This window comes from Mesobacillus persicus (assembly GCF_900109925.1).
Taxonomy (GTDB): Bacteria; Bacillota; Bacilli; order Bacillales; family Cytobacillaceae; genus Mesobacillus_B; species Mesobacillus_B persicus.
Map to the genome: position 1 here is coordinate 77,257 of NZ_FOBW01000009.1, position 23,147 is coordinate 100,403.

Genomic DNA, 23,147 nt, shown 5'->3' on the forward strand with positions numbered 1-23,147 from the left:
TATTAACATTATGCCAATAAAACAATAAATAATAAAGATAAATTTCTAAATTTTTGCAATATTTTTTTACTAAGGTCTCTTATATAGTCGTTTTGTTGTCAGTGACAAACTTCACTTAAATCTATAATTCTTCTTCCTAACTTAAAAATCCTTCTCAATTATGAGAAGGACCACCATTTTCATTATTTTTCTAGAGAAGGTGAAAGTTGCTTTTCTAAGTCTTCAATAGTTTGCCCTAACTCTTTAAGTTCCTTTGCAAGCTCATCTTTAATTTCGCTAGTATCTGCTTTCCACCCCTGAAGGGCTACCTTTACATCTTGTACGAACTCAATAACCGCACTCTTCCCTTCAGTGGAGACAATTGTGGCAGAATCCTTGATTTCCAGTAAGTTTTGTTTTAATTCATTCAGTTCTTCTACTACAAGGTTTTTGTTCTCAAGCAGCTTCTTACGTGTTTCTTTCCCGGAAGTTGGGGCCCAGAGCAGGGTAATTAACCCGACGACTGTTCCACCGGTTAGAAATCCCAGTAACAATGATTTTGGTACCATAGTTAACACCTCTATTTTCAATATAATAATCAATTCAATAGGGTTGAGAGAAATTCCTTCCCGATTGAATAAATAGACCTGTATACCTTAATTAGTTCTTCAATATACATGTTATAACGGGAGTTCATAGATGCTGATTAAAAAAGGATCGCATCGATAGAAGGAGGAGTAAATGCAAATGATAACCTTTGTCCTATACACTTGTAGTTTAGCATCCTTCCTAGCCATGTTCCAAAATTTATTTGCCATGCAAAGGCCAGGCATCTATCCACCCAAGAAGTTGTTAAAGAAAAGAGCCGGTTTCTTCGCTACATCGGGAGCGGTGCTTTTACTGTTTGGGGTGGTTTTATCCTTATTTTAATCGTCATTATAAAAAGCTGTTTTCGAATAAACCTTTGTTATCATCCTAAAGCAGATTTTAACGCAGGGTAAGATGTTTTGTAGCTAATTCAAAATTCGCTTCCACTTCTTATCATTAATGACTTTGTAGTGAAACAGAGCTTATATAGAAAAGCGGCATTGTTTGAAAAAATAGCCTTGAACAAGGTAACTCGACAATCGGAAGACAAAAAAAGAACCCGTAAATAGCGGGTTCTACATGGGCCTATTAATTTGCTACTGCGAGCTTTGTTCTTTTAACAATATTCAAAGCTACTGGCAGAATGATGGCCATAAATACAGTGTTAAATGCAACAGCCGGTAGAACGGCTCCTGCAAACATGCCGACAAATGCACCTGGCAGTCCTACAATAAAGTAGGCTGAGGTTAAGAAGATGGTTCCGGAAACAATTGTACCAACTGCTGTTAAAACAGCCGCATTGATGACAGATCCATGAAACTTTTTAAAGGCCAACACTAATCCATAAAAGATGAAGGCTGTTAAAAGTTTATCAATGATATTTGGGATTTGTCCTCCAGGAAAGCCCGTTGTCAACGCTGATAAAATTCCTGTGACTAGGCCTACGAGTAAGACGCTTTTTTTATCCGGAAAGAGGATAATTCCTAAAAACATCATTGTCAGCATCATGTCTGGTTTCATTCCTAGGATAAAACCAGGTACAGCCGCATGCAGAACGACACCCATTCCCATCAAAAGTGCAAGTGCAACAAGATTCTTTGTATTCATTTCTCAACTCTCCTCTGCTATTCTAGCTAACTATTGCTTCTCCTATAGTGCTCTATAGCCTACAGCGAAAAGCTTGCTACCATTATATCATATAAATTTCAAGGGTAAAGTGTTAATTTTCAGTTAACGAGTTCTGAAGTCCTTCATGAATTGTGCTAGTTTTTCAACATGTTCAAGTGGGACAGCGTTATAAATAGAGGCACGGCAACCTCCTACAGAACGATGACCATTTAAGCCTGTAAACCCAAGTTCTTTTGCCTCAGAAAGGAACGCATCTGTTAGCTCCTTACTGTTTAGTGTAAAGGTTACATTCATTAAAGAACGGCTACTTACTTCAGCATGTCCGCTGTAGAAACCGTTACTTTCATCAATTTCATTGTAGAGAAGTGCGGCTTTTTGCTTGTTCATCGTTTCTAAGGCTTCAGCGCCACCAATTGAGTCAGCCCATTCTAGGACAAGCTTCAGCAAATACACTGCAAGGGTCGGCGGCGTATTATAAAGTGAATCATTCTTAGCATGCGTTCGGTAATCCAACATACTTGGCAAGGAATCTTTAGATCGTTCTAGTAGGTCCTTCTTTAAGATGACCACAGTTACACCAGACGGACCAAGGTTCTTCTGAGCGCCGGCATAAATTAACCCGTAAGAATTGACATCAATTGGCCTGCATAAAATGTCACTAGACATGTCGGCAACAAGTGGTAGATTGAGGTTGCTTGGAATGTCATTCCATTGGGTCCCATAAATCGTATTGTTAGAAGTGATATGGAGGTAGGAGCCATTTTCAAGGGAATCTAAATCGGTTAATTTAGGAATCGTTGTATAGTTGTTGTCTTTACCAGAAGCCACTACTTCAGCATCACCAATTTTTTTTGCTTCCTTCAGTGCTTTTTCTGACCACGATCCCGTTAAGGCATAGTATCCTTTTTTTCCTTCTTCAAGGAGATTCATTGGCAACATCGTAAATTGCAGGCTTGCTCCTCCTTGTAAGAAGAGGATTTCATAATCGTCAGATATGTTAAGGAGCTTACGCAACAAGGCTTGAGCTTGAGTGTTGATTTCTTCGTAAGGCTTGCTTCGATGACTCATTTCCATCACATTCATACCTGTACCTTTATAGTTAAGCCATTCTTTCTCTGCTATTTTTAGAACAGCTTCTGGTAAGGCAGTGGGTCCAGCATTAAAATTTAAGGCACGCTTCATCATAATCCCCCCGGGAAATTTATTTTAATACAGTAAAGAGGTAAAATTTTAAGTCAATGCTACCAGAAATCCATAAAAATTTCTATTTTTCGGAATAAAAAAACTAAAAAAACTTCCGCAATAGCAGAAGTTAGAGTTTCTTATTGATATCCGAAGCGATGGTTTGTAATTCTTCCTGATTATATTCACTATTATGGGTCTTCCACACCGCTCCAAATCCATCGCCCTCGCCGTATCTTGGAATGAGGTGCATATGAAAGTGAAAGACCGACTGTCCTGCAAGCTCACCATTATTGTTTAATACATTTAAACCAATAGGGTCATAGGCCTCTTTAATTGCATTTGCAATTTTAGGGACTTCTTTAAAGAGGGTTGTAGAAATTTCTTCCGTTAATTCATACACATTCTCTTTATGTACTTTTGGGATAACTAAGGTATGACCTTTCGTTACTTGGCCAATATCCAAAAAGGCGTATACATGCTCATTTTCAAATACCTTTGCGCTAGGAATCTCCCCATTGATAATTTTACAAAAAATACAATCTGACATTTAAACCAACCTTTCTAATTTGTGCTTTTTAGTCATTTTATCACAATAATCTAATAAATATAAAGATAGGGGTAATTGTCATAAAAAAGGACAGGATTCCGAGGAATCCTGTCCCTGTAGGGGAAATCTTGCTTCTTACATTATGCCTTCAAAATTATATGCCTTCAGCAGGAATGCCTTTGATAAACACCTCATTTTTAATGTGATGTGTCAATAAAACGGCCCTGTGTTCAATCGATCTGTGTTCAATCGAACCATCCCCTGTTCTTTATAGTTGATTTACAACGTATAAAGCGGATCTGTGTCTTCGGCAAACACCTCATTTTAAAGTGTGTTTTTAGCTAGGCTAAGCAAGAACTTTGTCCAATGCTACCAGCCCCTTGAAGGATTTTATGAAGCGTTTTAAACATCGAATAAATTGTCTTTAACAGACACCTCATTTCGAATGATTAACTGTTTTCCCCTACAAATATTATGATGCCCGGTTTTGATAAAAATATAATCATTTTCTAAAAAAATTTTTAAATCATGCCGAAGAGAGGGCTGCTTCTGTTTTTATGACCTTGGATTTGTTAAAATGTGATAAAGGAATGAGTGAAAGGACGTTGCCGATGGCTTTATTAGAGATAAAAAATGTTACTGGTGGGTATACGAGGAATCCTGTGCTAAAGGATGTAAGCTTTGAGGTAGGGGCTAATGAGATTGTAGGGTTGATTGGCTTGAATGGAGCAGGAAAGAGTACCACCATCAAGCATGTTATTGGTCTAATGGAGCCTCATAAGGGAGAAATCCAAATCAACGGGCATACCATAAATGAAGGCCGAGAAGAATACCGAAGACAATTTACTTTTATTCCGGAAACACCAATTCTTTATGACGAATTAACTCTAGAGGAACATCTGAATATAACGGCGATGGCTTATGGAATTGAAGAAACTGTATATAAAGCCCGAATTGGCGAGCTACTTAAAGAGTTTCGGATGGAAAAAAGACTAAAGTGGTTCCCAGCTCACTTCTCCAAAGGGATGAGACAAAAGGTCATGATTATGTGTGCCTTTTTAGTGCAGCCTTCCCTTTATATAGTGGATGAACCATTTGTCGGATTAGATCCACTTGGTATCCAATCCTTGCTTGACTTAATGGATAAAATGAAGGATAACGGTGCGGGAATTCTCATGTCCACCCATATCCTTGCAACTGCGGAGCGGTATTGTGATCGATTCGTTATTCTTCATGAGGGGGCTGTCCGTGCAAAAGGGACATTAAAGGAATTGCAGTCGCAATTTGGAATGCCAGGAGCGACTCTCGATGATTTATATATCCAGCTAACAAAGGAAGAAGATTATGTTTAATGCACAGACTCTGTGGAACGAGAGGTTTGGATTATTTGTAAAAGAGACAAGCCGTTACCTTCGTTACATTTTTAATGGCCATCTTGTCATTGTCTTTCTTTTTCTAATTGGTACAGCCGGTTTTTATTACCAAGAGTGGATTAAGACACTTGACGCTAATTTTCCAGCTGCTCTCCTTATGTCTTTATTGATAGCATTTGCTCTTACATATAGTCCGATTTTAACCTTTCTTTCCGAGGCCGATAAAGTCTTTTTATTGCCACTAGAAACGAAACTTGAGGTCTATTTTAAACGAGGCATTTTGTTAAGTTTGTTTCTGCAGTCATACGTGTTGCTGATTCTCTTGGCATTGGTTATGCCAATGTATGTGAAAGTAACGGAGACAAGCTTCCGTACTTTCATTCCATTTCTACTGATTCTTCTGGTCCTTAAAGGCTTTAATTTACTCATAAGATGGAAAGTACAATACTATATTGAAAAGAATACTCATAAAGTTGACTCCATAGTTCGTTTTTTTGCCAACGCAGTCCTCTTGTATTTACTGTTTGATGGAGCAAATTTAATTTTCATCGCCATCTTAGCCATTGTATTGGTGTTGTTATTTATTTATTATCAATCTCAAACGAAAGAAAAGGGATTGAAGTGGGAATATTTAATTGAGCAAGAAGAGAAAAGGATGGGGGCTTTTTATCGGATTGCTAACCTATTCACGGATGTACCCAAGCTGAAGGATCAAGTGAAACGGAGAAAGTGGCTTGATGGATTCTTGAGGGGAATGGCATATGGTCAAGACCATACATACTCTCACATTTACACTAGAACGTTTTTCCGTTCCGGAGATTATTTTGGTCTCTTTCTTAGACTCACGGTCATTGGGTCATTAGGATTATATTTCCTTACTTATGGAACGGGTCAAATCATACTTGCCCTTTTGTTCATGTATTTAACAGGTTTTCAATTGCTCCCATTGTGGAATCATCATCAGAATAAATTGTGGTTGGATTTATATCCACTTGGTGAAAAGGTGAAGGAAAAAGCTTTTACGAAGTTGCTATCCATGATTTTGTTTATTCAGACGGCTCTGTTTGGAATGGTTATATTAGTCAAGCAGGATTGGATAACGGCGGCTTTGACCATTCTCCTGGGTGTTCTCTTTACTCTGTTTTTTGTCCATTTTTATAGTAAAAAAAGAAGACAAGCATAAACGAATCCCTTTTTAGCACTCCTTGTAGTCGCTGAAGGGGATTTTTTTTGAAACGAAATAAAACGTAAGAACGTATGGATATATATGGAGGGAAAAACATGAATGAGTATGAACTTCAGGTATTTGATGAAATCACAGATTGGAAACGAAAGATGAAGAAACGCTCTAATATGCTGACAAGGGCATCTAAGAAGGTACAGGCAAGAGTGAATGATATGATTCCTGAGAAGGTGCATCAGGTAATAACGGATGGGATAAAGAACATGGTCAACGCCACGTTAACCGGATCAGATTATACAACAAAAAGGCATCAGGGGGCCGGGTTAAGCTTACTGGAAAGGGATAAATTGCTCAAGGAGAAACTTGCTGCTTATCGAAAGACCGCAATGGTTGAGGGCGCAGGAACCGGGGCAGGAGGTATATTTTTGGGGCTTGCAGATTTCCCCTTACTACTATCCATTAAGATGAAATTCCTTTTTGAAGCCGCTTCGATTTATGGTTATGATCCGTCCGACTATGAAGAGAGGCTTTTTATTCTTCAAGTTTTTCAGCTTGCGTTTTCAAGTGACCACAAACGGCAAGACACTCTAGCGATTATCGACAATTGGGACAGTCGAAAACAGGAACTATTAAATATGAATTGGAAGGATTTCCAGCAAGAATATAGGGATTATATTGATTTGATAAAAATGGCACAGCTTATTCCGGGAGTCGGGGCAATTGTCGGTGCTTATGCAAATTATAATCTTCTGGATCAGTTAGGTGAAACGGCGATGAATGCCTATCGATTAAGAATTTTAAAAACACCCCCAGCTATTTCATAATGGCTAGGGGCTTTTTGGTTCGGTTCCAACACCCAACAAAACTTGGTTGAGTTTATTCTGCTACGGAATCTAGAGCAATCATGCCGAGGGTTTTGGCAGCAATCAGCATTGCACTTTCATTGATATTAAACTTTGGATGATGGTGTGGATAAGGGGTGGTTATCCCTTCTGGGCATGCGCCTGTGAAGAAGAAGCTTCCTTTTACATGCTTTAGATAATAGGCGAAGTCTTCGCCAGCCATATCAGGTTCGGCCTCTTCCACGTTTGTTACTTCAGCAACTTTAGCCGCGCTTTCCATCAGCAGCTCTGTTTCGGCAGGGTGGTTCCACACTGCCGGATATCCACGGAAAAACGTATAGTCATAAGTACAATCATTTGCATAGCATGTACCTTTGATTACCTTCTCTAGCTCTGCTTCAATTAAATCCCGGCTTTCCTCAGTAAAAGTTCTAGCCGTACCGACGAGCTTTACTTTATCGGCGATGACATTAAAGGCATTCTCCGCAACAAAAGAACCAACACTTACGACGGCGGGGTCCACTGGTTTAACCCTCCGGCTGACAATTTGCTGTAGATTGATAACAAGCTGGGAAGCCGCAACAATGGCATCCTTTGTGTTATGAGGCTGTGCACCGTGACCGCCTTTCCCTTGGATGGTTACTTCAAACCGATCAGCGGCAGCCATAAAAGCTCCTGGACGATATTGGACTGTTCCCGTAGGAACTGTAGCCCATAAATGAGTGCCATAAATAACCTCGACACCCTCAAGACACCCGTCTTCAACCATCGCAAGTGCTCCCCCGGGGGCGTACTCTTCAGCATGTTGGTGAATCATCACAAATGTACCAGAGAGACTTTCTCTCATTTCATGGAGGATCTTCGCTAAAACAAGAAGTGTAGCCGTATGACCATCATGGCCGCAAGCGTGCATAACTCCTGGAACGAGCGATTTATATGAGACATCATTCTCCTCCTGAATCGGAAGGGCATCAAAGTCAGCGCGGAGAGCGATTGTTTTTCCTGGCTTTGTTCCATAAATTTTGGCGACTACACCGTTTCCACCAACATTTCCCCTCACTTCAATCCCTAATTTTTCATAGTAGGATTTTATATAATGAGCAGTTTGAATTTCCTGAAAAGACAACTCTGGGTGTTGATGTAAATATCTTCTAATTTCAACCATTTCATCATAGTAATTATCTATTTTGCTGAATAAGATCTCTTTCAAAAATGAACCTCTCCTTTCGAGTTGTCTGTCAATTGAAATAATTATATCATTCAACTTTAATAATTTTGAAGAATTAAGTAATATAGGCTAGTAATATTAAATAGTTTCTTAGGAATGTAGGAGGTTGACATGGAGGCATTACATATAAAAAGGCTATCATTTGGATTATTGGGCTTATTGACTTATATCTACTTTGCTATTGCCATTTCTAGTGGGAACACAATTCAGTTTGATGAAAAGATCAGTGTTGGACTAGGAAGGATACTGGCAAATTCACAAGATCTATTGCTAGGAGTATTTTCTGCTGTAGGCGCAACAGAAGGTTTTGTCATCATTGCAATGGTTGTCATTCTTTGGCTTGGACTCCGCAAGAAAGACTTTTTGGCATTAGGTGTATTGATTTTCGCATTATTGTCAGGATATCTTCTGAATACCGTCTTAAAAAATTGGCATGGTCGACCGAGGCCAGCTTCAGATCATCTTGTAGAAGTTAGTTCGTTAAGCTTCCCAAGTGGAAATGCAATGATTGGGTTGATTTTGTATTCACTTACAGCTTATTTTATCTTGAAAGGATTAAAGTCTAAGCAAAAGAGGCTACTAACGTTTGCTGTTACCATCGGGATTATTTTTATTTATGGTTTAAGCAGGGTGGCTTTAAACGTCCATTACCCATCAGACATTGCTGCCGGTTATGGTATTGGGGTGGCTTGGGTGATGATCTGGATCCATATTTATGAACTATTCTCGAGGAAGGCAAAGAAAATATAAAAAGGCTTGCCGTGGGCAAGCTTTTTTCAATGGCTTTATTAAAGCACTATGTTGATTGACTATAGCACTCAGCGAACATCAGGCCTGCCGGGGACCTTCTTGGCATAGGATGAAGATGAACACAAGGAGGAATCCGACGAGAACCCATCTTCATAAAACGTGCCTCCAGGCTACTGAGGTATTTGTGAATATGCTTCAATTGGTTAAGGAAGGATACAATATCAGTCACAAAAAAAGAAGGCAAGTGGCCTTCTCTTTGAAAGACTATTCTTCTTCAGCTATACTATACGTGGTGATATATGATGGCCCGGAGAAAATGTCCGATGGTGGAGCGCCAGTGCTTGCATTAGGCTTATTATGAGCCTTTTGAAAGGATTCAGATTCCTTCCATTTATTAAAAGCACTTTGACTCTCCCAAAGGGTCAAAATAACATAGGTGTTGGATAAAAGCGGACGCAAGACACGAATGGCGACAAAACCATCTTGGTTTTCAATATTTCGTTTGCGATTTTTGAAGCGATACTCAAAAAGAGGTCTACCTTCATCTGTGACAGGGATATTGTTCATTACTACATACTTGGCTTGTTCAAAGGTTCCAAAAGAGTCAATGACTTCATATTTCCGTGGGTGATTGAAGAGGGTTTTCCCGTTTGTCTCGTGGAGAATAACGGATGTTTCATCATCCCCCATTAGTATCATGTTCTCATTTGAATACTTCTTTTTTACTTTTTGCAAATAATCCGTGGTCCCGGATGTAATAAAAATGTTCAAGAGATCACCTCAATTGATTCTTTTGTTACTTTATATTATATACCGTTGTTTGGTTTGACCCCAAATGAAATCGAAAGAGGGTACAAAAGCGTCAGTTTTATGACATTTGGCTTAAAACTATCCATCTCCTAGTCAAAAACGATATAGTGTATATAGCCATAAATGAGTGTTTATAAATTTTAATATGTTAAAAACTAAGTATATAGAGTTACGTGAAAGGTGGATCACTTTAATGACGAGAACAATCAACGACACATTTTTAAGAGCAGCTAGAGGAGAAAAAACGGATCATGTCCCTGTATGGTACATGCGCCAAGCAGGTCGTTCCCAACCTGAATACAGAGCAATTAAGGAAAAATATTCTTTATTTGAAATCACACATCAGCCAGAACTCTGTGCGTACGTAACTAGATTACCTGTAGAGCAATACAATGTGGATGCAGCGATTCTTTATAAAGATATCATGACTCCCCTACCGGCAATTGGTGTGGATGTTGAAATTAAGTCTGGAATTGGGCCGGTTATCTCGAATCCAATTACATCCCTAGCGGATGTCGAAAGGCTTGGAGAAATTCACCCTGAAGAAGATGTTCCCTATGTAATGGAAACGATTAAACTGCTCACCCAAGAGCAGCTATCAGTGCCATTGATTGGGTTCTCAGGTGCACCATTTACACTCGCTAGCTACATGATTGAAGGTGGCCCTTCGAAAAACTACAACAAAACGAAAGCCTTCATGTATTCTGAGCCTAAAGCTTGGTTTGCGTTAATGGACAAGCTAGCAGAAGTCGTTATCACCTATGTTAAATCACAAATCAAGGCAGGGGCAAAAGCAATTCAGATTTTTGACTCATGGGTAGGTGCCTTGAATGTTCAAGATTACCGTTATTATATCAAGCCAATCATGCATCGGATCTTCTCAGAGCTAAAAGAGGAAAATGTACCATTAATTATGTTTGGTGTTGGCGCAAGTCACCTAGCAATGGAGTGGCATGATTTGCCGCTAGATGTAGTCGGCCTTGACTGGCGTCTTCAAATTAAAGAGGCACGTGATATGGGTATTCAAAAACCCGTTCAGGGGAACCTAGATCCAGCTATTCTTCTATCACCTTGGGAGGTAATTGAGGAAAGAGCTAAAGCCATTCTTGATCAAGGCATGGAGCAACCTGGATATATCTTTAATCTTGGACATGGAGTATTCCCATCCGTTGACCCAGCCACATTAAAGAGATTGACAAGTTTTATCCATGAATACTCCGCTGAGAAATTAGGAAGATAACATCTTTTTCGACCTCCGAGTTAGGATATTGGTAAATTAGCCGATATTTTGGCAAAATAGATTTGAACTAATGTAGCACCTGGATTCGACAAAATAAGACAACTACCTAAGGATGTTATGTAGGTCACAGTCTTATTATATTCTTCTCCAGGTGCTTATGCTTTTTAGTATATCGACTGTAAAAAGAGGTGCAATCATGGCAAAAAAGAAAATGGGTTTACTTGTAATGGCTTACGGAACCCCATATAAAGAAGAGGATATTGAAAGATATTACACTCATATTCGGCATGGACGCAAGCCGTCTGAAGAGTTACTTGAAGATTTAAAGATGAGGTATGAAGCGATTGGCGGTATTTCTCCACTTGCACAGATTACGCAAGATCAAGCTGAAAAGCTTGAGCAACATCTTAATCAAATTCAAGATAAATATGAGTTTAAGATGTATCTTGGATTAAAGCATATCGAGCCATTTGTCGAGGATGCTGTTAAACAAATGCATGAAGATGGAATTGAACAGGCTGTTAGCATTGTTCTCGCTCCTCATTTCTCCACGTTTAGTGTTAAGTCCTATAATGGACGGGCGCTTGCTGAGGCAGAAAGACTCGGTGGACCATCTATTACATCTGTGGAAAGCTGGTACGATGAACCTAAGTTTATCCAATATTGGGTAGATAGAGTGAAGGAAACATTTGCAGGTATGCCTGCAGATGAGCAAGAAAACTCCGTACTAATTGTCTCGGCTCACAGCTTGCCAGAGAAAATCCTTCAGTCTGGTGATCCATACCCAGATCAACTACAACAAACTGCTGAGCTTATTGCAAGTGGAGCAGGAATTAAGAATTTCGCTGTAGGATGGCAAAGTGCTGGAAATACACCAGAGCCTTGGCTTGGACCTGATGTACAAGATTTAACAAGAGATCTATACAATGAGCACGGCTATAAGGCATTTGTTTATGTACCGGCTGGCTTTGTTGCCGAGCATCTAGAGGTGCTATACGACAATGACTATGAGTGTAAAGTGGTTACAGATGAAGTAGGTGCCACCTACTATAGGCCGGAAATGCCAAATGCCCAACCAGAATTTATAGATGCGCTTGCTGCAATTGTTTTAAAGAAATTAAATTAGTGCTAGCTAAGGACTAAGGGTAATCAAATAAACAGTTTAGCCTTTCTGGAAAAGGCACAACTTAACCACATTTTTTCAACAAAAAGAAGCCAGCCGTTCTGTACGGCTGGCTTCAGATATATAGAATCATCTGTTATATAATACTCATTCATAAAAGGCTCTTTTGTATACTATTCTTAGTGTTTTGCTGGGTCCATACAACTATCACACTTGCTGCCATAGCACTCATGTTGTTCGTTTATGGTTTCACCACATTCTGTACAATTCTTTGCAGGTAGATTCCGAAAAAATTCAACGACATTCTCAAGCATGTTGTTACCCCCATTTGTTTAAATTTTCTTGCAGTTATATTTAATTGACTTCATTGTATTATAACAGATGCTCAATTGTCAATGGTTGTTTTATAACAAAGTAAAATAGGCTAACGAGGGGATAATTAATATGGACAAATACCTAGGAGGGATGAAATGAAGTTAACTGTTATTGGGTGCTGGGGTGGCTATCCAAATAAAAATGAAGCAAGTTCAGGATATCTTGTTGAACATAATGGGTTTAATTTACTAATTGATTGTGGGAGTGGTGTACTCTCTCGAATGCAAAATTATATTCAGCCTGAACAATTAGATGCGGTTTTGCTCTCTCACTACCACCCCGACCATAATGCTGATATTGGTGTGCTTTATCATGCCCGTCTTATCAAGGGATTCCTAGGCACGAAGCCTCCAGTTCTTCCGATTTATGGTCATAATTTAGATCAACATGAGTTTTCTAAGCTTACATATAAAAATGTGACCAAGGGAGTGGCTTACGACCCTGAACAGTCAATTGAAATTGGTCCATTCACGATTACGTTCCTGAGAACAGTACACCCTGTTCCATGCTTTGCAATGAGGATTGAGGCAGGAGGAAAGGCAATTGTCTATACAGCGGATTCCGCTTATAAAGAAGAGTTTGTATATTTTTCTAGAGAAGCAGATGTCCTACTATGTGAATGTAATTTTTATGGTCATCAAAACGGGAAGGGTGCGGGCCATATGACTAGTTTTGAAACTGGACAATTGGCACAATCAGCAAAGGTTCAACAGCTTGTACTGACTCATTTGCCTCATTATGGGGAAATCGATCAGTTAGTAAAGGAAGCAAGACAAAACTATAGTGGCCCGACTCAATTAGCAGAGGAAGGTTTATCAATATCGCTTTAAAAAGGAGACTTGAAGATGTTATTTATTGACAATAAGGGGATTACTGATCCTCATATTAATCTGGCTATCGAGGAATATGCAGTTAAGAATTTGGACATTAATGAAACCTATTTACTATTTTATATAAATGAGCCGTCTATTATTATCGGTAAAAACCAAAATACAATTGAGGAAATTAATACAGAGTATGTAGAAAATAATGGCATACATGTTGTAAGAAGGGTATCTGGCGGGGGCGCTGTATACCATGACTTGGGAAATTTGAATTTCAGTTTTATCACGAAAGATGATGGAGATAGCTTCCATAATTTTAAAAAGTTTACTGAACCAGTGGTTGATGCCTTAAGGAAGATAGGGGTTAATGCAGAACTTAGTGGTCGAAATGATTTAATCGCAGAAGGAAAAAAGATATCAGGTAATGCACAATACTCTACTAAAGGAAGAATGTTCAGTCATGGGACGCTGATGTTTGATTCAGAGATTGATCACGTTGTGTCCGCACTTAAAGTAAGAAAAGATAAAATTGAGTCAAAGGGCATAAAGTCAATTCGAAGTCGCGTAGCGAATATTTCAGAGTTCATATCTGAGAAAATTACGATTGATGAGTTTAGAAATCTGCTGTTAAAAAATATTTTCTCTGGCGAAGATAAAATTCCTCAGTATCAATTGACAGAGGAGGATTGGGAAAAGATCCACCAACTGTCTAAGGAAAAATATCAAGCTTGGGAATGGAATTACGGTCGCTCCCCACGTTTCAATATTCAGCACTCTCATCGTTTCTCAGTCGGACAAGTTGATGTGAGACTTGAAGTCGACAAAGGAATCGTCGGAAATTGTAAAATATATGGTGACTTTTTCGGTGTTGGTGATGTAACTGACATTGAAAACCTGTTAACAGGTGTGAAGTATGAAAGAGCGGCATTAGAGTCAGCACTTGCAGAAGTTAAGATTGAACATTATTTTGGAAATATTTCCAAAGAGGATTTCCTTCAATTAATTTACTAATGAAAAAAGCACGATGCCTAGGTTGCATCGTGTTTTTTTATTTATTTTAGTGAATTTTAAGAGTTTTCTCTTGAATGTGTAATTTTCTTTCAATATAATATATTTAGAAAATTGATAGCGCTTTCTGTTTTTATTTTCTAAAAAAGGGGATGGAAAAATGAACTTATCTACACAACTTCATCAAACGGCGAAACGACTTGGGGGAAAATCTGCGTATTACTTTATGGATAAAGGAACTTCATACGCTGAATTAGATGCTGCTGTTACAAAATTTGCATCAGGTCTTTCGCAGTTAGGGGTAAAAAAAGGGGATCATGTTGCACTACTATTAGGAAATTCACCACATTTTGTGATTGGCTTATATGGAGCTCTTCGTTTAGGGGCAACGGTTATTCCAGTTAATCCAATTTATACCGCTGATGAAATTGGTTACATACTTCGGAATGGTGACGTTAAAACAGTCGTAGGTCTTGATCTAATGATACCTTTGGCAGAAAAAATGCATGAGCAGTTGCCAACGGTTGAACATTACATTACTTGCGAATCTGGGCAAAGTGATGCAGCCAATCTTGATGTATCCCAGCTTTCTGTTTACCCAAAATTGAAACCGTTTACTGAAGTCTTGGGAGCGGGTTTGCTTGATTTTGAGGGTCCTCAACTTTCTGACGATGAAGTTGCACTTATACTATATACTTCTGGAACAACAGGTAAGCCAAAAGGTGCTATGCTTACCCATCGCAACCTGTACAGCAACGCAACTGATGTAAGCGATTATTTGAAGATTAACGAAGATGATAAAGTAATTACAACATTACCAATGTTCCATGTGTTTTGTTTAACAGTCGCCTTAAATGCACCGTTGATGAATGGGGCAACTTTATTAATCGTACCAAGGTTCTCACCTGGGGAGATTTTCGAAGTTTCTAAGAAGTATGATGCAACTGTGTTCGCAGGCGTACCAACAATGTATAACTTCTTGCTACAGTACCCTGAAGGAAATCCGGAAGATATGAAATCATTACGTTTGTGCATTTCAGGTGGGGCAGCTATGCCAGTAGCTCTGCTTGAAAACTTTGAAAGAAAGTTTAATGTGGCTGTATCTGAAGGCTATGGTTTATCCGAAGCATCCCCTGTTACTTGCTTTAATCCATTAGACCGCCCGCGTAAGGCAGGTTCGATTGGCCAGTCAATTGTTAATGTCGAGAACAAGGTAGTTAACGAACTGGGAGAAGAAGTTCGTCCGGGCGAAGTTGGAGAGCTTGCTGTTAAAGGACCGAATGTAATGAAAGGCTATTATAAGATGCCAGAAGAAACAGCGGCAACCATTAAGGATGGCTGGTTGTATACTGGCGACCTTGCGAGAATGGATGAGGATGGCTATTTCTATATTGTCGATCGTAAGAAAGACCTTGTTATCGTTGGAGGCTATAATGTCTATCCACGTGAAGTAGAAGAAGTGCTATATGCTCACCCTGAAGTCGTTGAGGTTGCTGTTCTAGGTGTACCCGACCCAAACTTTGGAGAGGCCGTTCGAGCGTTCGTTGTTAGTAAAAATCCTGAGCTAACCGAAGATCAGTTACTTGAGTATTGCAGGGAGCATTTGGCAAAATACAAAGTTCCTAGTTCAATTGGATTCCTCGAAGAACTACCAAAGAACACAACTGGTAAAATTTTGCGTAGATCATTAAAAGATCAAGTTCTTCAAACAAAATAAACAGTTATGATGCAGGCAGACTTAGAAAGTCTGCCTGTTTGTGTTATCTGGATTTTTAAATTTTCTAAAATTATTGAAAATTACTTGAAAACTAGATTAAGATAATATTATAATTTAACAAATAAAAGCATAAAAGCGGTAAAGAGAATATTAATAATAGGGGGAAATAAAATGTTAAAGAAAATGAAATGGATGGCTGCAGTAGGTATGACCAGTGCTTTGTTGCTTGCAGCCTGTGGTAGTGATGAAGCGGGCTCGGATTCGTCTAATGGCGGGGAGAAAGAACAAGGAGCTACTACTTATAAAGTAGGTGTAACTCAAATTGCTGAACACCCTTCTCTTGATGCCGCTTATGACGGTTTTAAAAAGGCCTTAGCGGATGAGGGACTTGAAGTAGATTATGATTTGCAAATTGCGCAAGGGGATGCAAACAATAACACATCCATCGCTCAAAACTTTGTAGGAGATGGTGTCGATTTAATCTTTGCAAATTCAACTCCTAGTGCTCAAAGCGCATTAAATGCTACAAAGGATATTCCAATTGTGTTTACTTCTGTTACCGATGCAGTTGGAGCTGAACTAGTTAACTCAATGGAAAATACAGAAGGAAATGTAACAGGAACACTTGATAATCACCCCGAAGGGATCCCGAACACGGTGAAGTTTATCGACGAGCAATTTGAAGGAAAGACAGTTGGTTTAGTTTACAACTCTGGCGAACAGAACTCCATTGCCCAAATTGAGATGGTAAAAGAAGCAGGGAAAGAAACGGACCTTGAATTTGTCGAGGCGACTGTTTCAACTACTGCTGAAGTAAAGCAAGCGACAGAATCTCTAGTAGGCAAAGCAGATGTGATCTATATTATCACCGATAATACTGTGGTTTCAGGTCTTGACGCTGTCATTATGGTAGCAAACGAAAATGATATTCCGTTGTTTGTTGGAGAACTAGATTCAGTTGCTAAGGGTGGATTTGCGGCTTATGGCTTTGATTATGCTGATATTGGTTATGAGGCAGGGGTTATGGCTGCGCAAATATTGAAAGGTGAAAAACAACCTTCCGAACTCCCAGTTCAATATCCACAAAACTTGAAGTTAGTAATCAACAAAAAAGCAGCAGAAGAAATGAACATTGAATTGAAAGAAGAGTGGGATAGCCTGGCTGAATACCTTGACTAAGAGTGATGCCAATCTGAACAGTCCGGTTTACAGCCAGGAAGAACATATATAACCGGACCGTTTTTAAGCATCTAAGAAAGGAAGTTGACTATGCCTATTGCTATTTTTGGGTCTTTAGAGGCTGGTGCATTATACGCCCTTATGGCATTGGGCGTATACTTGTCTTTTCGGATCCTTGATTTTCCAGACTTAACTGTTGACGGGAGTTTTGTAACAGGTGGTGCCGTAGCTGCAATCATGATTGTCAACGGCTTTAATCCTTTTATTGCAACAATCGCTGCTATAATAGCGGGATTCTTAGCCGGGTGTTTTACAGGACTTCTCCATACAAAGGGGAAAATTAACGCGCTATTATCCGGTATCCTGATGATGATCGCCTTATATTCAATTAATCTACGAATTATGGGGAAATCAAATATTTCCATGCTGTCTGAAGAGACGGTGATTACGAAACTTACAGAGTTCTGGAAGGGATTAAAGATTGATGATGCAATCCAAGGAGGATTATCCGCAATCGGTATTAGCGGTTTCGTTCCTAAAACATGGGCGATTTTATTTCTCATGGTTATCCTAGCTTTTATTGTGAAGGCTGGAATGGACTGGTTCTTAAAAACTGAATTAGGTCTTGCTTTACGTGCGACTGGAGATAATGAAACAATGGTGCGCAGCTTTTCCGTAGACACAGATTTTTATAAAATCTTTGGTTTAGGTTTGTCGAATGCACTTGTTGCCTTTTCTGGAGCACTGGTCGCCCAATATAACGGCTTCAGTGATGTCGGAATGGGAATTGGGATGATTGTCATTGGTCTTGCATCCGTCATTATTGGTGAAGCGATATTTGGGGCAAAAAATATTATCCGTGCAACAGCAGCGGTAATTGGTGGCGCGATTCTATACCGGATTATTGTGACGATGGCCCTGAGAGTTGAATTCCTTGAAACCGGAGATATGAAGCTGATCACTGCTTTAATTGTTATTTGTGCATTGGTTCTGCCAAAAGTGATTGACCGCCAAAAAGAAAAGCAGAGAAAACGGAAACGGCTTAAAGCGATGAAACAAGCCGAATCTGAAGGAAGGGGGCAGAACCTTGCTGCAGTTAAATCAGATTTATAAGGTTTTTAATGAAGGAACACCTGATGAAAAAGTCGCCATTAACCATATAAATCTCCATATGGCCCCCGGTGATTTTGTTACTGTGATTGGGAGTAATGGTGCTGGGAAATCAACGGTGATGAGTGTGATCTCCGGTAAGTTATCTCCTGATTTAGGAAGTGTTAACATTGATGGTAAGAATCTGACTGAAATGTCAGAGCATAAACGCTCTTCCTTTATAGGAAGAGTATTTCAAGACCCTATGGCTGGAACGGCCCCTTCAATGACGATTGAAGAAAATTTAGCCATTGCCTATTCTCGAGTAAAGAATAGAGGATTTGGATTAGGTGTAAATCGGAAACGAAGAGATTTCTTTAAGGAAAAACTGGAGAGTCTTCATCTTGGCCTTGAGAATCGTTTACAAGCGAAGGTTGGTCTCCTTTCTGGTGGTGAAAGGCAGGCACTATCTCTCTTGATGGCAACCTTTACTGAACCGAAAATCCTGCTTCTTGATGAGCATACAGCAGCACTGGATCCGTCAAGAGCAGAACTTGTTACCCAACTGACAAAGGAAATTGTTAGTCAGTACGGTTTAACGACACTTATGGTTACCCATAATATGCAGCAGGCATTAGAATTAGGGAATAGACTTATCATGATGGATAAGGGACAAATCATCTTTGAAGCTGACCAAGAAGCCAAACAGGAGTTAACGGTCGAAAAGCTTTTAAATGAGTTCCAAAGAATTCGCGGCGAAAAGATGAACAATGACCGGGCAGTTTTGATTTAACAAAGTACATGGGGTGCCCATGTACTTTTGTTTTGCCTATTTATGGTGTTAAGTTAGATCCTTGCAAATTTTTAATATATAAAACTTGTAATTCTTTGTATAATAGATAATGGATTTTTTTTAGGAAGGTGGGATCTAGTTGGAAAATGTAATGTCTATTAATCAAGGGAGCGAGTTTAAGAAAGGGCTTCATGCCGGAATAAGCATTGCAATTGGTTATGTTCCTGTTGCGCTAACATTTGGATTACTGGCAAAAACCACGGGGTTGAGTATCGGTGAGACTGTAATGATGAGCATGATTGTGTTTGCTGGGGCTTCTCAGTATATGTCATTAAGTCTAATTGCGTTAGGGACCGGAATCGTTGAAATTATCCTCACCACCTTTATTGTAAACATTCGTCATTTCCTAATGGCTGCTTCTTTAAATGAAAAGGTGGAATTCGATCGGGTGATTAATCGGATTGTCTACTCTTTTGGGATTACAGATGAAACTTTTTCAGTAGCTGCTACTCAACCTGGGAAGCTCTCTACTGGTTATATGTTTGGATTGAACTTGATTGCCTACGCTAGCTGGGTGATGGGCTCGGGAATTGGCTTTGCAATAGGAGCTGGTCTCCCTGCAACATTGCAACAAAGTATGTCAATTGCTCTCTATGCAATGTTTATTGGTTTGTTAGTTCCTTCAATGAAACAGGGGGTTAAAGTTATCTTCCTTGCTGCGTTAGCAGCTTGCTTTAATTCAGTTTTTACAATGACAGAATGGTTATCGACTGGATGGGCCATAGTGGCAGCGACGCTTCTATCAGCTGTATTGGTGGAGTTGATTGAAATAATGAAGAAGAAAGGGAAGGTGTCCGGTGTTGAGTAAGGAGATTGTGATTATGATTATAGGCATGGGGATTGTCACCTTTATTCCTAGGATGTTGCCCTTTATCATGTTTAGAGGGAAAGAACTTCCACCGTTCCTCCAAGGAGTACTTAAAAACGTGCCCTACGCTACCCTAGGAGCTTTGATATTCCCAGCTGTGTTATACATACAAGAGGATATTTGGTACGGAGTTATTGGGGCATTAGCAGCGTTTGTCGTCGCTTTTCTAGGGGCAAATGTCATAGTCGTCGTTATGGGTTCAATTGCCGTCTTAAGTGCATATTCATTATTTTTTTAATCGCAGGCTTCCTAATAAGGGACCTGTTTTTTTAATCCCTATAATTATAGAAAATAAAAAATAGAAATGTTGACAAGCAAGAAGAATACAGTATAATTGAGAGTATATTTCCGAGTAATCTAATATGATTTATAAGGATAGGATGGATTCGATATGTTTATAGAAATTAATGATATCCAAAAACAATTTTTAGATAAAGATAACAAAGCCATTAATGTCTTAACTAATATTGACTTAAAAGTTGAAAAAGGAGAATTTGTTTCAATCCTAGGTCCTTCAGGTTGTGGGAAATCAACGTTACTCTCCATTGTAGCAGGTCTTACAAAGGCAACTAGTGGAGAAATCATTGTTAACCAATCAAAGGTAACCAAACCTGGAAAAGACAGAGGCATGGTTTTTCAACAGGCAGCTTTATTTCCATGGCTGAATGTATTGGAGAATGTTACTTTTCCCCTAAAAAAAGAGATGTCCAAAAAAGAAGCAGAAAATCAAGCGAAAAAGTACTTACAGATGGTGCAACTAAGCAATTATTTACATCATTATCCGCATGAGCTCTCAGGTGGAATGCAACAGCGTGTTGCCATAGCAAGGGCACTGGCAATGAACCCAGATACATTGTTGATGGATGAACCCTTTGGGGCACTCGATGAACAAACACGGTCACGACTCCATGGCCAGCTTGAGACAATTTGGACTGAAACTAAGAAAACCATCTTGTTTGTTACCCATAGTATCTCAGAATCCATTAAACTATCGGATCGGATTATCGTCATGGGTACCAAACCAGGTACGATTCTTCAGGATATTAAGGTCGATCTTCCTCGCCCAAGGGAGCAGTACAAAAAGGAAATGCTCGAAATTGAAGAGCACATCATGGGCTATTTGAAGAAAGAAATCGATAAAGTTGTAAGCGAGGAATTGGCTAATGCATCCAACACTTAAAAGAATTATATTTTTCACTTCAATTATCGCCTTTTGGGAAATTGGTTCACGGCTAGAACTTTGGATGCCGATTATACTTCCTTCACCAACGATGGTTCTGAATGCTTTAGTAACAGGATTTGAAGACAAAACATTGATTTATGATTTAGTAGCCAGTTTTAAAAGGCTTGCAATAGGTCTCGCTTTATCTTTGTTGATTGGGTCCGCTTTAGGTGTTCTATTAGCAAAATCGAAAAGTGCTGATGAGACGATTGGAACGGTTATTCTTGCATTGCAGGCTGTACCGAGCATTGTTTGGCTCCCGCTTGCTATTATGTGGTTCGGAATGAATGAAACATCGGTTATCTTCGTGGTCGTTTTAGGGGGAACCTTTGTGATGACGCTCAATATGCGCTCAGGAATAAAGAATGTTCATCCTCTTTATATTAAAGCAGCACAGACAATGGGCTCCAAAGGTTGGGATTTATTTGTTCGTGTCATTTTCCCAGCGTCAATTCCCCACGTTGTGACGGGGGCAAGACTCGCTTGGGCTTTCTGTTGGCGGGCGTTAATGGCCGGGGAATTATTGAGCACCGGTCCAGGACTTGGTTATACTCTTCGGTTTGCTTCTGACTTTGGAGATATGGCCCTTGTTATTGGTGTCATGATTATCATTGGGGTCATCGGTTATATTGTTGATCAGCTTATCTTCCAGCGAGTAGAAAAGACCGTATTGAAACGCTGGGGATTAGAATCTTAAATTTTTCTTAAAAGGGAGAGAAAAAACATGAAAAAAGGATTATTAAGCTTCGCTTTCCTGATATTATTCGCCGGATTACTTGCTGGATGTGGAGCCGCAAACGATGAAAGTGCAACTGGTAACAAAGAAAAGATTGTAATAGGTTATTTTCCTAATATCAACCATGTTCCGGCAATGGTAGCGAAAGATCAAGCGCTATACGAAGAACAACTTGGTGATGGAACAACAGTTGAATATCGTACATTTGCGGATGGCGGGGCCTTTATGACAGCTTTGAAGACAGGTGACGTTGATGCGGGCTTAGTTGGTCCAGGACCGGCTATGAATAACTACACAACTGGAGCGGATGTTAAAATTATTGCTGGTGCATCTACTGGTGGAACGGTTGTTTTGGCTAGAGAAGGTGTTGAAATTAACTCGCCAGAGGATTTTGCTGGGAAAGTGTTTGCTACACCAGCAGTTGGCTGCACACATGATGTTCAATATGAAACCTACCTTCAAGAAAGTGGTATTACTTCTGAGCGAATCGGGGGTACGATGAAGCACTTGCCAGGAAATCCAGCTACCTATTCTGCGTTGTTACAATCAGGTAAAATCGATATCGCTGTAGCACCAGAGCCTTGGGCGGCTGTTATTGAATATGAAACAGGTGCAGAAGTCGTCATTCCTTGGAACGAGGTTAGCTTTGGTGAAACTTTACCGGCTTCCGTAATGGTTACTTCTGGGAAGCTAGCAAGCGAAAATCCTGAATTGGTTCAAAAAATCATTGATGCTCATAAAGAGGCTGTACAATTCATAGAAGACAATCCAGAGGAAGCAAAAGCAATCACGCTTAAAGATATTGAAGAGACGACAGGTCAGGGGCTAGAAAAGAAAGTAGTCGATCTTGCTTGGGAGCGAATTGGCTTTACTTATGAAGTCGACCAAGATGCCGTTCAAGCCTTCGCAGATTCGTCCTACGCGTTAAAGTTTTTAAAAGAACAGCCAGACTTCACTAACTTAATTGATAAGCAATTTATTAATAGCCAAAAGACAGCAAGTAAGTAATGAATTGGTAATAGTTGAAAAGGCATCTAGAATTTATTCTAGGTGTCTCTTTTTTGTACATGAGTATGGTCATTGAAGAGATCCTCTCACCCTATAAGGGTTAAGTTTTGCATGCTAAATACGAATCTTACAAGAGTGTACATCTATGATACCTTTCAATACTAAAACCTGATGTAATCAAAACTCCTTCAAAAACGGAGTTTATAGGTTGTGTTAATATTAACTAACAAAAGCTTGTTCTATTTTATCCCTAAAAGACTAAACTAGTTATGTAGAGGTTGTACGAAAAGGA

General features: G+C 39.5%; 25 protein-coding genes. 18 read left to right on the top strand and 7 right to left on the bottom strand.

Features of this window, described 5'->3' with window-relative positions; genetic code table 11:
- Positions 1–182 precede the first annotated feature (182 nt).
- On the bottom strand, positions 183–548 hold the full coding sequence (locus BMX30_RS13505; RefSeq protein WP_090746494.1) for a YtxH domain-containing protein: 366 nt from the start codon (positions 546–548) through the stop codon (positions 183–185).
- 172 nt (positions 549–720) lie between these two features.
- Here BMX30_RS13505 and yhzF point away from each other — a divergent pair, with 172 nt between their 5' ends.
- Entirely contained in the window at positions 721–909 is a 189-nt protein-coding gene (gene yhzF / locus BMX30_RS13510) for a membrane protein YhzF (protein WP_090746498.1), read from the top strand.
- 246 nt (positions 910–1,155) lie between these two features.
- Here yhzF and BMX30_RS13515 read toward each other — a convergent pair whose 3' ends face one another.
- From BMX30_RS13515 to BMX30_RS13525, 3 genes are all read right to left on the bottom strand, one after another.
- On the bottom strand, positions 1,156–1,674 hold the full coding sequence (locus tag BMX30_RS13515; protein ID WP_090746501.1) for a tryptophan transporter: 519 nt from the start codon (positions 1,672–1,674) through the stop codon (positions 1,156–1,158).
- Positions 1,675–1,797: 123 nt separating this feature from the next.
- Positions 1,798–2,877 (bottom strand): 3-phosphoserine/phosphohydroxythreonine transaminase, encoded by a 1,080-nt coding sequence (gene serC, locus BMX30_RS13520; protein WP_090746504.1) that lies wholly within the window; start codon positions 2,875–2,877, stop codon positions 1,798–1,800.
- Positions 2,878–3,007: 130 nt separating this feature from the next.
- Entirely contained in the window at positions 3,008–3,427 is a 420-nt protein-coding gene (locus BMX30_RS13525; RefSeq protein ID WP_090746507.1) for an HIT family protein, read from the bottom strand.
- 611 nt (positions 3,428–4,038) lie between these two features.
- Between BMX30_RS13525 and BMX30_RS13530 the strand changes: the two genes are divergently transcribed.
- The 3 genes from BMX30_RS13530 (at position 4,039) to BMX30_RS13540 (ending at position 6,807) form a co-directional block, all read left to right on the top strand.
- Complete coding sequence (locus tag BMX30_RS13530; protein ID WP_090746873.1) at positions 4,039–4,779, top strand: ABC transporter ATP-binding protein; 741 nt, start codon at positions 4,039–4,041, stop codon at positions 4,777–4,779.
- Positions 4,772–5,983, top strand: a complete 1,212-nt coding sequence (locus tag BMX30_RS13535; protein ID WP_090746509.1) for an ABC transporter permease — start codon at positions 4,772–4,774, stop codon at positions 5,981–5,983. The genes BMX30_RS13530 and BMX30_RS13535 overlap by 8 nt, the downstream gene beginning before the upstream one ends.
- Before the next feature lie 98 nt (positions 5,984–6,081).
- Positions 6,082–6,807 (top strand): EcsC family protein, encoded by a 726-nt coding sequence (locus BMX30_RS13540; protein ID WP_090746512.1) that lies wholly within the window; start codon positions 6,082–6,084, stop codon positions 6,805–6,807.
- A gap of 52 nt (positions 6,808–6,859) precedes the next feature.
- Here the strand turns inward: BMX30_RS13540 and BMX30_RS13545 are convergent, their stop codons facing one another.
- Positions 6,860–8,035 (bottom strand): M20 family metallopeptidase, encoded by a 1,176-nt coding sequence (locus BMX30_RS13545; protein WP_090746515.1) that lies wholly within the window; start codon positions 8,033–8,035, stop codon positions 6,860–6,862.
- 129 nt (positions 8,036–8,164) lie between these two features.
- Here BMX30_RS13545 and BMX30_RS13550 point away from each other — a divergent pair, with 129 nt between their 5' ends.
- On the top strand, positions 8,165–8,803 hold the full coding sequence (locus tag BMX30_RS13550; protein ID WP_090746518.1) for a phosphatase PAP2 family protein: 639 nt from the start codon (positions 8,165–8,167) through the stop codon (positions 8,801–8,803).
- A gap of 264 nt (positions 8,804–9,067) precedes the next feature.
- On the opposite strand, the gene BMX30_RS13555 is transcribed toward BMX30_RS13550, so the two are convergent.
- Positions 9,068–9,574: an antibiotic biosynthesis monooxygenase family protein gene (locus BMX30_RS13555; protein ID WP_170843885.1), complete on the bottom strand. Its 507-nt coding sequence runs from the start codon at positions 9,572–9,574 to the stop codon at positions 9,068–9,070.
- 232 nt (positions 9,575–9,806) lie between these two features.
- Between BMX30_RS13555 and hemE the strand changes: the two genes are divergently transcribed.
- Both hemE and hemH read left to right on the top strand, forming a co-directional pair.
- The gene (gene hemE, locus BMX30_RS13560) at positions 9,807–10,853 is read left to right on the top strand and encodes a uroporphyrinogen decarboxylase (protein WP_090746521.1); all 1,047 of its coding nucleotides are present in this window, start codon (positions 9,807–9,809) and stop codon (positions 10,851–10,853) included.
- A gap of 196 nt (positions 10,854–11,049) precedes the next feature.
- Complete coding sequence (gene hemH / locus BMX30_RS13565; RefSeq protein ID WP_090746525.1) at positions 11,050–11,979, top strand: ferrochelatase; 930 nt, start codon at positions 11,050–11,052, stop codon at positions 11,977–11,979.
- Positions 11,980–12,155: 176 nt separating this feature from the next.
- Here hemH and yhfH read toward each other — a convergent pair whose 3' ends face one another.
- Positions 12,156–12,290 (bottom strand): protein YhfH, encoded by a 135-nt coding sequence (gene yhfH, locus BMX30_RS13570; RefSeq protein WP_090746528.1) that lies wholly within the window; start codon positions 12,288–12,290, stop codon positions 12,156–12,158.
- Between the two features lie 156 nt (positions 12,291–12,446).
- Between yhfH and BMX30_RS13575 the strand changes: the two genes are divergently transcribed.
- The 11 genes from BMX30_RS13575 (at position 12,447) to BMX30_RS13625 (ending at position 22,855) form a co-directional block, all read left to right on the top strand.
- Positions 12,447–13,181, top strand: a complete 735-nt coding sequence (locus tag BMX30_RS13575) for an MBL fold metallo-hydrolase (RefSeq protein WP_090746531.1) — start codon at positions 12,447–12,449, stop codon at positions 13,179–13,181.
- A gap of 15 nt (positions 13,182–13,196) precedes the next feature.
- Positions 13,197–14,186, top strand: coding sequence for a lipoate--protein ligase (lplA, locus tag BMX30_RS13580; protein WP_090746534.1), 990 nt, complete (start codon positions 13,197–13,199; stop codon positions 14,184–14,186).
- A gap of 157 nt (positions 14,187–14,343) precedes the next feature.
- Positions 14,344–15,900, top strand: coding sequence for a fatty acid--CoA ligase family protein (locus tag BMX30_RS13585; protein ID WP_090746537.1), 1,557 nt, complete (start codon positions 14,344–14,346; stop codon positions 15,898–15,900).
- A gap of 171 nt (positions 15,901–16,071) precedes the next feature.
- Positions 16,072–17,079, top strand: a complete 1,008-nt coding sequence (locus tag BMX30_RS13590) for an ABC transporter substrate-binding protein (protein ID WP_090746540.1) — start codon at positions 16,072–16,074, stop codon at positions 17,077–17,079.
- 90 nt (positions 17,080–17,169) lie between these two features.
- Positions 17,170–18,192, top strand: a complete 1,023-nt coding sequence (locus tag BMX30_RS13595) for an ABC transporter permease (protein WP_090746542.1) — start codon at positions 17,170–17,172, stop codon at positions 18,190–18,192.
- Positions 18,167–18,961 carry an ABC transporter ATP-binding protein gene (locus BMX30_RS13600; protein WP_090746545.1) on the top strand — a complete coding sequence of 265 codons (795 nt, stop codon included), beginning with the start codon at positions 18,167–18,169 and terminating at the stop codon, positions 18,959–18,961. The genes BMX30_RS13595 and BMX30_RS13600 overlap by 26 nt, the downstream gene beginning before the upstream one ends.
- Before the next feature lie 151 nt (positions 18,962–19,112).
- Positions 19,113–19,829 carry an AzlC family ABC transporter permease gene (locus tag BMX30_RS13605; RefSeq protein ID WP_090746879.1) on the top strand — a complete coding sequence of 239 codons (717 nt, stop codon included), beginning with the start codon at positions 19,113–19,115 and terminating at the stop codon, positions 19,827–19,829.
- Between the two features lie 13 nt (positions 19,830–19,842).
- Complete coding sequence (locus BMX30_RS13610) at positions 19,843–20,127, top strand: AzlD domain-containing protein (RefSeq protein WP_425283764.1); 285 nt, start codon at positions 19,843–19,845, stop codon at positions 20,125–20,127.
- 153 nt (positions 20,128–20,280) lie between these two features.
- Positions 20,281–21,069: an ABC transporter ATP-binding protein gene (locus BMX30_RS13615; RefSeq protein WP_090746551.1), complete on the top strand. Its 789-nt coding sequence runs from the start codon at positions 20,281–20,283 to the stop codon at positions 21,067–21,069.
- Complete coding sequence (locus BMX30_RS13620) at positions 21,053–21,808, top strand: ABC transporter permease (RefSeq protein ID WP_090746554.1); 756 nt, start codon at positions 21,053–21,055, stop codon at positions 21,806–21,808. Before BMX30_RS13615 ends, BMX30_RS13620 begins: the two co-directional genes overlap by 17 nt.
- Before the next feature lie 27 nt (positions 21,809–21,835).
- The gene (locus tag BMX30_RS13625) at positions 21,836–22,855 is read left to right on the top strand and encodes an aliphatic sulfonate ABC transporter substrate-binding protein (RefSeq protein ID WP_090746556.1); all 1,020 of its coding nucleotides are present in this window, start codon (positions 21,836–21,838) and stop codon (positions 22,853–22,855) included.
- Positions 22,856–23,147: the final 292 nt, after the last annotated feature.